The sequence below is a fragment of the Pedobacter sp. genome (assembly GCF_045628745.1).
Lineage (GTDB): Bacteria > Bacteroidota > Bacteroidia > Sphingobacteriales > Sphingobacteriaceae > Pedobacter.
Map to the genome: position 1 here is coordinate 1 of NZ_JAZQPU010000313.1, position 10,453 is coordinate 10,453.

A 10,453-nucleotide genomic window follows, 5' to 3' on the forward strand; every position below is an offset into this window, starting at 1 on the left:
GCTGCACAGCTGGCAGTAATGTGGCCCTGGACGGCCGGTCAACATCAACTCGTTACCATTTCTGGTATTTTTGATATGTTGGGTGCATTAGGACTCGTGTTACCGGCTTTATTAAACATTAAACCACAGCTAACAACTTATACCGCATTAGGGGTTATTGTTTTGATGATTTCTGCAATCATTTTTCACCTTTCACGCGGTGAAGCTTCACAAATAGCTATAAATCTGTTTGTTGCGGCTTTGGCCTTATTTATTGCCTGGGGAAGGCGCTGATCCGACCATTTTTTAGAAAATGAACTCAGCAGCTCTATCTTATGCATATTCATGAAGACCATTCTGGTAGCATATCACGTCAGGTTGCTTTAACTAAAGCAGCTGATGAACGTTATTGGTTAGCTGCAGCCGATGCGTCCTTCCCGGGAATAGGGCACGTGAGAAACAACGAGGGAATTTTCGCCTGGCACCCCGTCATTTATCGCATAGACGGAAAAGCTGAATAATGACGGCTTGTATAATTTTGCAGTTAATTCTACAGGATTAAACAAGCTCTATTTCTTTCTCCTCAAAGGCTTCAAAAATTTGTGCTACAATAAGGCTCCTTGTCAAATCTGCGCTGGAAATATTTTTACACCAGAAGTAGATTTTTACATTGCTGTTGAGCTTATTGACAGGGCTAATCAAAATTACGGGTTCTTTATTGATAAAAACATTGTCATTTTGGGTGATAATTTCTCTGATCTGGCTTACAACTTCCGTTGAGTTGAACGGCTTGGCAATGGTTAATGAAATGTCAACACGCATTTGGTTATTGCTCAACGTCCAGTTAATGATGTTGTTAGACAAGATAGATCCGTTAGGAATAATAATTTCTGCACCTTCGTCACTCAGTAATGTACTTGCACGTACACCAATCTCTTTCACTCTTCCTTTTTTATTGCTTAACTCTACCACATCTCCAATGCGGATAGTTTTATCAAAAATTAGGATGATTCCGGATACAAAATTGCTGACGATATTCTGTAAACCCAAACCAATACCAACACCCAGGGCACCAAGAATGACGGTAATTTTATCTATTGGTAATCCCGATGCGGCTACCGCCATCAGGAATCCTCCGATAAGTAGTATTAGTCTGGTTACGAGTAATTTAGAGCGCTCCCCTTTGTTGTCTTCAATGTTATCGTCGCCGGTATCACCAAAGAAATAAGCAATATATTTCTGTAAAAAGTTAGCTGTCCAAATGATTCCTAAAAAGAGCACGATGCCGCCAAAAGTAAAAGTGAAGTTTCCTACATTTCTTTTTTCAGTTAGAATCTCCATTAAAGACTCATACAGACCATTGAAAATATTAAGGTTGGTGGTAAACACCACAAACCAGATGATAACAGCACCTATACCGGTAAGCCTTTTAAGACCAGAGGTAACCGCGCGCCAGTCGAAATACTCAGGATAACCTTTCCGGATTCTGCTACTTTTCATCTGCAGCAAAAAGGCTTCCACAAATACTTTGGCCAACAGGGTTAAGGATATCGCATTTAACAAGGAGTTTACGCCGGTAGAATAGAATATTTGGGTAAGGGTAAAACGGCCAAAGATGTTGCATAAAGTGGCAATGACAGCAAAAAGAGTAAAAATAAATACGGTGATCAGGATCATTTTATACTTTTTAGTTTTCTCATCCATTTTCTTCAAGGTAATGATACCGTATATGCTGGAAGTAACACTTAAGAAAAGTAATAGCCAGCGTTGCTTTCCTGGTGGCAAGCCTAAAAGACGGAAAAAGACCGGAGTGAGTAGGAGCAGGACAAAGAAACACCAATGGTAAAATAACTTCTTCTGCAGTCTTTTACGGAAAAAAAGAGTGAGTGCAATGGCCAGTAAGACCTGTACGGATTCGATGTAAAGTGCCGGGGCTTTAAGGTCGAAGATGGGTGCAAGGGTAAAGAGCATCATAAAAGCGATGAGGTAAGGCTGCGGACTTAACAAGGTAAAATCATCAAGCGCTTCCAGACGATCGCGCTGTTTCATGCTCCTGAAATTAAAAAACACCCAAAAAAAGAAAGTTATACAGGTAAAGAGTAGTAAAGCGCGACTGCTGCGGGTATACACAAAGTAATAGGCAGATATTTCTTTCTCGCCAGTAATAAAATCCTTGAAACCAACACCGCTGCTCTTTGCTTTGGAGGGCTCCCAAAGGTAACGTCGCTCTTTTCCGAAAGCTTTGATGCTTACCGCTTCAAGTTGTCCTTCTGTAAGATAAATGAGTTCTTTAATGTTGATCAGGTTAGCTGATGTACGTGCCTGTAAGTCATTTATAGAGGTTGTGGTGCTCTTTAGGAGGCTATCCATCACCAGGCCTTTTTCCTTCAATTCAGCAAATTGGTCTTTAAACATGACACGCATGGAGGGCAAGGTAAAGAGTTTAACCAGCACGGTGTCTTTGCGCAGCGTCAGAAGTTCTGTTTTAAGTTCTCTTAATTCCTTTTCGTACTCATCAAGATCTTCGAGACAATCTCTATTGTTGGCCTGAAGTTCTTGAAGTAAAGTTTGATCCATCTGCAGGTTTTGCAGGTTCAGCGTGCGATCACCCTGGGTAAGCCTGTCTTTTAACAAAGAAATGGCGGCCTCATCTTGTGTGAGGTAGGCTGCTATTGGCTTCAATTTTTTAAAAGAGCCCACTGTAACGGGAACTTTGTTAACAGTTTCAAATACTTGTTGAAGATGGACCAGGTAATCGCCCTTGGTTAAGGTAGCTGAGTCAGCGAGGATAGCCATGTCCTGGCTATCTTCCATTGGCTTGTTTTTCTGTGCAAAAATAGTGTTGGAAAAGAACAGGATAGTGATTAATGTGAGGGTATTGCGTAGAAAAAAGGAGAAGAAATGTTTGACTTTCATTAGATTTTAAGGTGCGTGCATTTTATCCATGACACATCATTATGCACATGGATTTTGCAAAAATAGTTAATAGAATGTGATAACTTGCAGTTTTTCCTTACAACAATTTTTTGATTGGTAAGTGTTTAAAATTCGTGACCATCAATTTTGTTACATTACAACGATGAACTTCATCATAACGTACATCTTATGTACCTTTGAAGCGATTTCAATCCTGGTTTTCAATTAAAACATGACAATGAATACAAAGGTATCCGCTCAAACGCCAGAGTTTACAAAAAAGATACTCCCCATAATTCTGGCAACCGCCATTTTTATGCAGATGCTTGATTCAACGATTTTGAACACCTCATTGCCTGCCATTGCCAAAGATTTGAATGAATCGCCATTGAATATGCAGAACGCCATTATTAGTTATGTGCTCACTCTGGCTGTGTTTATGCCGGTAAGTGGCTTTCTTTCTGATAAATTTGGTACCAGAAAAGTGTTTATTTTTTCCTTAATCTTATTCGGTGCAGGGTCGCTGTTTTGTTCTCTTTCTCAAAATTTAACACAGCTCGTAATTGCGAGAATGATACAGGGGGTAGGGGGCAGTTTGATGACTCCTGTTGGAAAATTAGCCTTAATTAAAACCTTCCCTAAAAAGGATTTGCTGAAAGCGATGAATTTCGCCATCATCCCTGCCCTAATTGGCCCGGTGTTAGGGCCACTGGTAGGTGGCTATATGGTTGACTATTTATCCTGGCACTGGATTTTCCTGATCAACATTCCTATTGGTTTGATTGGTATTGTGTTGAGTATAAAATATATGCCAGATTACCGGTCGCCAATTATAGATTTCGACCTGAAAGGCTTCCTCATCTTTGCTGCAGCGTCTTTACTGCTTTCCATTTCCTTAGAGCTCTTCGGTAATACCGTTCATGTTACACCTGTTCTGCTGGTCTTATTATCTGGTTTTCTAATGCTGTATTTTTATTACCGACATGCTTCGACCGACAATAATCCCATATTTCCTTTGAACCTGTTTAAGGTGAGAACCTTTAGAGTAGGTATTATAGGTAACCTGGCTACGCGTTTGGGTATTAGCGCTATTCCGCTGTTGCTGCCTATGATGATCCAGATTGCTTACGGCCAGTCTGCAGTTACCTCCGGATGGATCGTCGCGCCAATGGCTATAACGGCCATGTTTGGTAAATCTGTAGTGATAAAAATATTAAACAAGTTTGGCTATAGAGCCACCTTAATGACAAATACCTTTGTGATAGGCTTTTTAATTTGTTGCATGGCTATACCGGCTGTTAATTCTTCCATTTACTGGTACATGCCCATTATTGCTGTATTGGGTTTCTTTAATTCTATACAGTTTACTTCAATGAACACCATTTCCATTGCTGACTTGCGACTGTACCATACCAGTAGCGGTAATTCTTTAATTTCCGTTAACCAGCAATTAGCCATTGGCTTTGGTATTGCCTTTGGACTAATTGTGCTGAAGATCTTTCAGGGAGACGTGAAATTGACTAACAATGAAATTCATAATGCCTTTAGGTATACATTTTTAGTGGTAGGCACTTTAACCATTCTATCAGGTTTTATCTTTAGAAGGTTGCACTTTAAAGATGGTGACAATATGAAGTCTGATGAGGGGTAGGCATGTTACTAAGGATTTGCTGCTTTATCTTTTAGTTTAGACTTAGGAAGAAATACTTTTGCCCCCTTAGCATCTATATAATAATACCTTGATTTGTTATCAATATATATGGTTTGTCCATCAGGACCGATCTTGCCTTTGTACTTTTTGTCAACGATAGCTGAGGTACCTTTTACGGCAATTTCTGCAGTCTTATTACCTACGGTTTTAGCCGTTTTCTTGATTGCCGGATCTGGGTTTACCTTAATGGTGTCTTTTTTTTTGTCTTGTGCCATGCCCGACATTGCAATGCTGGTACCTACGACCAGTAACATTGCCTTGATTAATTTTTTCATATTCAATTAGATTTTAAATAGCCTTTACTGAAATTTCCTCTTATAATGGGATAACATATTAGAAGGCACTAAGTTTAAACAAAATTTACTCATCCTTGCTGTATATACACTGTGTTTACGAGGAAGCTTTTCATAATGATAAATTCTGGAAATGATGAATTATTATTTACCAGAATTTAATCATTTATCGACAAGAATAGCTTACAATTAGGAAGCTATTTGAATAGCTATTTATTTTTACTGCTTACTGTAGGTCTTTTAATCGTAATTTTTTGGATGGTATTAAGGCTTTGTGCAAGGTTAATCAGCGGATTAGAATAACTTTTTTTCTTTTGATCCAGTGGTGCATATAATTCCAGACTGGATTGCAACAGGGAATCTTTGACCAGATATTTAATTTCTTCTCTATTCATCGCAGACCGGTAGAAAAGCCAGTTTTTAAAAGATATTTTTTTGGGTATTTCGCTACCACCTATATTTACTCCCGTAGTGATAAGCTTTTCATTTACAGTTCCCTGTAAAGTGCTGTCACAATAAAGCATAGTGATACCTTTTGCATAATAGTGTGTAACTGAGATTTTATGCCACTTGTTGTCATCTACTTTACTGCTACCTGTTATGATACCCGATTTTGAGGATGAATAAACTAGCTTGCCATCCTTTGACACCGATACTTTTCCATTTCCAGTGCTATCGTTGATTTGCAGAATGGTGCCTTGTTTACCCGTTTTAAAACTGATGGTTGTTGTAAAGGGATGAATTTTTTGTTCCGGTGTAAATGCTATAGTAATACTCTTTGATCTATTTTTAGACAACTTAATGGATGATCCTTTTGTGCTTTTTGGCATAGGTTTTTGCTGCTCAAGGGCATCGAATAAGGAAGGGACAATTGTTAAAGCCATTTCTGCATGTCCGGCATCATTTGGATGTGCACCATCGGCCCAAAAACCGTCCATCCACTTTCCTGAAAGATTGTCCACTGCACCAAGTAAATTAATACTTGGAACATCCATTTGGTGAATCAATAAATTCATCTTTTTGATGAATGCGTAATCCTGTGCATTATAGTCATTTCTGGTATAGCTGTTGGTAAGGATAGGAATATAGCCATCAGCTCTGGCTTTTTCAATTAAGCGCTTAATATTTCTTTCGAACTGCTCAAACATGGGTTGGCCATGTTCATGGATACCTTCATTTCCTAAGGCGAGTGCAAATATGACATATTTACCTTTTTGAGGTAGGAGGTCTTTGTTATATCTATTAAGTACGCCAATGGTATTGTCACCGGCTCTACTGATGTTTACCGTTTCAAAAATAGTTCCAAAGGGCGAAGTCCGGTTTTTGAGGATATCTGAAAATAAGCTGGTATACCCTTTAAAGTTAGTGGCGCCATGTCCGTAAGGTACTGACGATCCAAAATAAATGATTTTTACAGGCTTACTGTTTGAATCTGAAAGGTTTTCTGAGGAGACTCTAGCAAAAAAAGGAATGCTGCGCTGATGAGTATTGCTAACGAATTTATCCTCGCTTTGATGTGAATGCAGCGCTTGGCTTTTTGCATTAAACGATAAGAGGACTGTTAAAGCGAAAAGATATAGTTTTTTTATATAGCTAGAATGCATTATTGGTATAATTTAATCATGAACTTTTGTTCATTGAAAAACGGAAAAAGAGATATTGATGTCAATTTAATAGAAAAAAATCGCCCGATCAAGCTGATGCGGGCGATTTTTAATTTTTATAAGCCAATCATTTCATAGGGAACACGAATTCCTTTTACCCTATAATAATAAGGATCACGTGTGCCATCGGCTTCCAATGCATTTTCGTTAGAAGCACAAGCACCATAGTTCATACTGTAAGTTAGTAATAGTTCATTTCTGCCATTTTCAGCTTGTACATGGATAGATGGGGTATAGACTTTAGCGTTAAAACCTTTGTAAAACTCTGTAAAGTTGTGAACTAATTTCCTTGTAGTAAAAGGACCTGTTGGGCTCGTACTTGTGGAGATATACATATTGATGGAAGCAATTCCACAGTAAAATCCTTGATCCATTGCTAAGTGAATGTATTTTCCATTCATAAAAGATACACAATTTGTTCCTAGTCCGGTATTGACATGCGCCGTTGCGCCAGTGGATGCCGTAGCTGCCCAGGTAGTGCCATTCCAAAAAGTCCAGTTTAAAGGATCGTTTTGTGGAAAACGCGCAACATGCACATAAGTTTGGTAACCAAAACTACTTGCATTTGAACGACTACCATAAGAATAAACATAACCATCATTTGCTTTAACCATACCTGTGCCGTAACGAATTGCTGCTCCAGATGCAGTAAGTCCTGGTGGGGTTGTTCTGGTAACGGTCCAATGCGTGGCAGTTGAAGGAGTAAGTTTAAAAATAGATTGTGTATCCTCATTTGTCCCTAATCCTTGACCTTCAGTGTTTTGGATGTAAACCGTATTACCAATCTGTACGCCAGGACCCGGCCAGCTCCAGGTTTTCCCTGCCTGTTTGGTGATGATATTGCCTATTCCTCCACTAGATGCTCCATCAGCAGTCATCATTGGTGCAGCGGGACTCCAGTTGTTAATAGATGGTTGAATAATAATAGAGTTAGAGTAGGAGATAAAATGGCTACCATTCAGGTTGCCATTAGCCGTTAAAGAACCTTGATAATAAGCATCCTGTGTTATCCAAAGGACTCGTCCGTCAGAAAGGGGGATACTATTTCCCTGGTCAAAGGCTACAGACCCTGTTGTTCTGTTAAAGAAATTGGTAACCTCTCCATCACGATAGCTGTTTTTTGGAAGATTTATAATTTCCCATTTTTGTTTATCAACATCTAAGGAAGCTTCTTGCGTAACCTTGATGGCACTTCCTGTACCACTTAAAGTTAAATATAGTCCGTTTGCTTTATTTGAGATGAGGTATTTTCCCGCCTGCAAAGATTCTTCTATTTTCCATAACTGTGCATCAATAGCAGTTTTAAGTTCACGATTCTGAACCACTGGCAGGCCAGCGGTGGAGTTTGCAGCAGCATTGAGAAACATTCCGCTGTGGAGGTTTCTTAACTGGTAATATTTTTGACCATTATCTGTAGAGTTATAGATAATGTCCCATTCCTGCCATCTTTTTAGGTTTTCACCAGTTTCAATTTCGGGATCTCCAACATTCATCGTGGCATTAGGTAAGTACTTTTCATTAAATGAAATATTCCCTACTACTTGCATTACTTTGGAGTTAGAGATGTTAGAGATTTTGTAAGTACCATAATCACTTATGGTCGATTCGTAGACTCTAAATTCAACTTCCCACTTTTTGCTTAGTCCAGAGGCTGCAGTTACGGTATAGATAACCTTATTATTAACCGAAACATCTATGGGCTGTCCAGAAGATGGAGTGATTGTCGCATCATCAGAGATTTTAATAATGGGCTTTATTGCCTTAAGATCTGCCTTGGAGGTAAGCCTTATTAAAACTTTATTGTTATCGTTTTCGGAGTAAATGCTTGCATTACCGTACTGACCATTCTCGACTTTGAAATCTTTGATCATTCGGCCAGGACTTGGTGGCTCTTCACGTTCTTTTTTGCAGGAAATGATCAATACAATTCCTAATAAAAACAATAGTTTTCTAATCATAACATTAAGTGGTTAAATATATTTGGTTTGAGTTTATAGGTAAAGCTAGGCTAAAAAATCGTTTTAGCAAAAAAAAATATTCTGTTTAGTGGGTTAACCACTGATAGGATAATTTATTCTTTTTCAATATATCCTCATTTAAAGGAATGTTGGCTAATATTTCTCACTAACAAGAAACATTGTGGAATAAAAAAAATAATATAAAATTTTATAATCTTGGTAAATCGTTTTATATTGCGTTTAAATAAATAACCAAATTTAACCAGAATCATATTGACCATTGGGTATTTTTCCTGTAGACAACATGGAATTATAACATACATATCTAGAGAAAAGTCGATTGACATTTTCAATTGCTTGATTATAGTTTGCTTCAACAGAAATACGATTTACAGTTGATATTAACTAATAACTTAACCTAAATAGGATGACCAAATATTTATACTTTCTATGCTTGTTTTTTTGTGTTTTTTCATCGAAAGGCAATGCTTACTCTGCCATTAATTCTTCCCAGAAACAACCGTGGAATGCCAAGTGGATTGCATATGCTAATGATAAAGGAACTGATTATGGCGTATTTTATTTTAGAAAAAATATAGACCTGAAAGAAAAACCAAATTCATTTCCAATTCATGTATCCGCAGATAATCGCTATAAATTATATGTAAACGGAAAAATTGTCTCTATGGGGCCAGCTAGAGGTGATCTCTTTTTTTGGAATTATGAGACAGTCGATTTATCTCCCTATTTAACTGCAGGTAAAAATACAATTGCTGCGCTTGTTTGGAATGAGGCACAATATAGACCAGAAGCTCAAATAAGCGTGCGAACTGCTTTTATTTTACAAGGAAGTTCACCTGCAGAAGAAATTTTAAATACAGATGAAAGCTGGAAATGCATGCAAGATCAAGGCCACCATCCTATACAAGGTTATTTTTTTGCAGCCAGTACTGGCCAATATGTTGATATGAACCAAACCGTTAAAGGAGAATGGAACGCTGTAACTTACAACGATAATGCCTGGCCTGCTGCAGCTAAGCTTTTCGACGGTAAACTTAAGGGAATGTCTGATGGATTAGCCTGGCAACTGGTGCCATCTACTATCCCCCAAATGGAATTAACTTATCAGCGTATACCTAAATTACGTAGTATATCAGGTATAAATGCTCCTTCGGGATTTCCAGATAAAAAAGTTCCTTTAACTGTTCCGGCTAACAGTACAGTAACATTGCTTCTCGACCAGACTTATATTACAAATGCTTATGTCACTTTAAATTTTAGTAAAGGTAAAGACGCTGGTATATCTTTAGGCTATGCAGAAACGCTATACGATAAGGAAAGTAAACCTAACGAATTGCGTAAGAGTAACCGTAATGAAGTAACCGGGAAAAAATTTATTGGGCGAATAGATAGCTTGCTAGCTAGTGGAGAGGATAACCAATCATTTACCACACTCAACTATCGCTCGTACCGATATATAAAGCTTATCGTACATACCAAAAATGAACCGTTGGTTATTAATGACATTTATGGCACCTTCACTGGATATCCCTTCAAAGCCAATTACGTATTCAAGGCTGATAATCCTGAAATCAATCAAATTCTTGATATTGGCTGGCGCACTGTTAGATTAAATGCCTGGGAAACGTACATGGACTGTCCTTATTATGAGCAATTACAGTACATTGGTGATACTCGTATTCAAGCAATGGTCTCCTATTATAACAGTGGTGATGATAGGCTGGCTAAAAATGCACTTTCTTTGATGGATCGTTCTCGCTTGACCGAAGGAGTGACCATGAGTCGTTATCCAACAAAGAGTACGCAAATTATCTCTACATTTTCGCTTTGGTATATTGGTATGTTACATGATTATTGGATGTACCGTGCTGATAGTGACTTTTTGAAGGACAAGTTAACTGGACAAAGAGC

6 protein-coding genes and 1 pseudogene are annotated in these 10,453 nt (G+C 38.2%); 3 read left to right on the forward strand and 4 right to left on the reverse strand.

Annotated elements, in window-relative coordinates; genetic code table 11:
* On the forward strand, positions 1–273 hold a 273-nt coding region (locus ACR2F7_RS11435), incomplete at its 5' end, for a DoxX family protein (protein WP_432713694.1).
* A 264-nt stretch (positions 274–537) separates the two neighbouring features.
* On the opposite strand, the gene ACR2F7_RS11440 is transcribed toward ACR2F7_RS11435, so the two are convergent.
* Positions 538–2,895 carry a mechanosensitive ion channel family protein gene (locus ACR2F7_RS11440; RefSeq protein WP_432713695.1) on the reverse strand — a complete coding sequence of 786 codons (2,358 nt, stop codon included), beginning with the start codon at positions 2,893–2,895 and terminating at the stop codon, positions 538–540.
* Positions 2,896–3,133: 238 nt separating this feature from the next.
* Between ACR2F7_RS11440 and ACR2F7_RS11445 the strand changes: the two genes are divergently transcribed.
* The gene (locus ACR2F7_RS11445) at positions 3,134–4,546 is read left to right on the forward strand and encodes an MFS transporter (RefSeq protein WP_432713696.1); all 1,413 of its coding nucleotides are present in this window, start codon (positions 3,134–3,136) and stop codon (positions 4,544–4,546) included.
* Positions 4,547–4,554: 8 nt separating this feature from the next.
* Here ACR2F7_RS11445 and ACR2F7_RS11450 read toward each other — a convergent pair whose 3' ends face one another.
* From ACR2F7_RS11450 to ACR2F7_RS11460, 3 genes are all read right to left on the reverse strand, one after another.
* Positions 4,555–4,881, reverse strand: coding sequence for a hypothetical protein (locus tag ACR2F7_RS11450; RefSeq protein ID WP_432713697.1), 327 nt, complete (start codon positions 4,879–4,881; stop codon positions 4,555–4,557).
* 227 nt (positions 4,882–5,108) lie between these two features.
* Positions 5,109–6,503 carry a GDSL-type esterase/lipase family protein gene (locus tag ACR2F7_RS11455; protein WP_432713698.1) on the reverse strand — a complete coding sequence of 465 codons (1,395 nt, stop codon included), beginning with the start codon at positions 6,501–6,503 and terminating at the stop codon, positions 5,109–5,111.
* Between the two features lie 116 nt (positions 6,504–6,619).
* Positions 6,620–8,521: an RICIN domain-containing protein gene (locus ACR2F7_RS11460; protein WP_432713699.1), complete on the reverse strand. Its 1,902-nt coding sequence runs from the start codon at positions 8,519–8,521 to the stop codon at positions 6,620–6,622.
* Positions 8,522–8,948: 427 nt separating this feature from the next.
* Here ACR2F7_RS11460 and ACR2F7_RS11465 point away from each other — a divergent pair.
* Positions 8,949–10,453 (forward strand): annotated as a pseudogene (locus tag ACR2F7_RS11465) (alpha-rhamnosidase); the annotation flags it as partial.

Bases quoted from the DNA above. Each gene is read 5' to 3' on its own strand.
- ACR2F7_RS11440 (WP_432713695.1), bottom strand. From the start codon at position 2,895: ATGAAAGTCAAACATTTCTTCTCCTTTTTTCTACGCAATACCCTCACA.
- ACR2F7_RS11445 (WP_432713696.1), top strand. From the start codon at position 3,134: ATGAATACAAAGGTATCCGCTCAAACGCCAGAGTTTACAAAAAAGATA.
- ACR2F7_RS11450 (WP_432713697.1), bottom strand. From the start codon at position 4,881: ATGAAAAAATTAATCAAGGCAATGTTACTGGTCGTAGGTACCAGCATT.
- ACR2F7_RS11455 (WP_432713698.1), bottom strand. From the start codon at position 6,503: ATGCATTCTAGCTATATAAAAAAACTATATCTTTTCGCTTTAACAGTC.
- ACR2F7_RS11460 (WP_432713699.1), bottom strand. From the start codon at position 8,521: ATGATTAGAAAACTATTGTTTTTATTAGGAATTGTATTGATCATTTCC.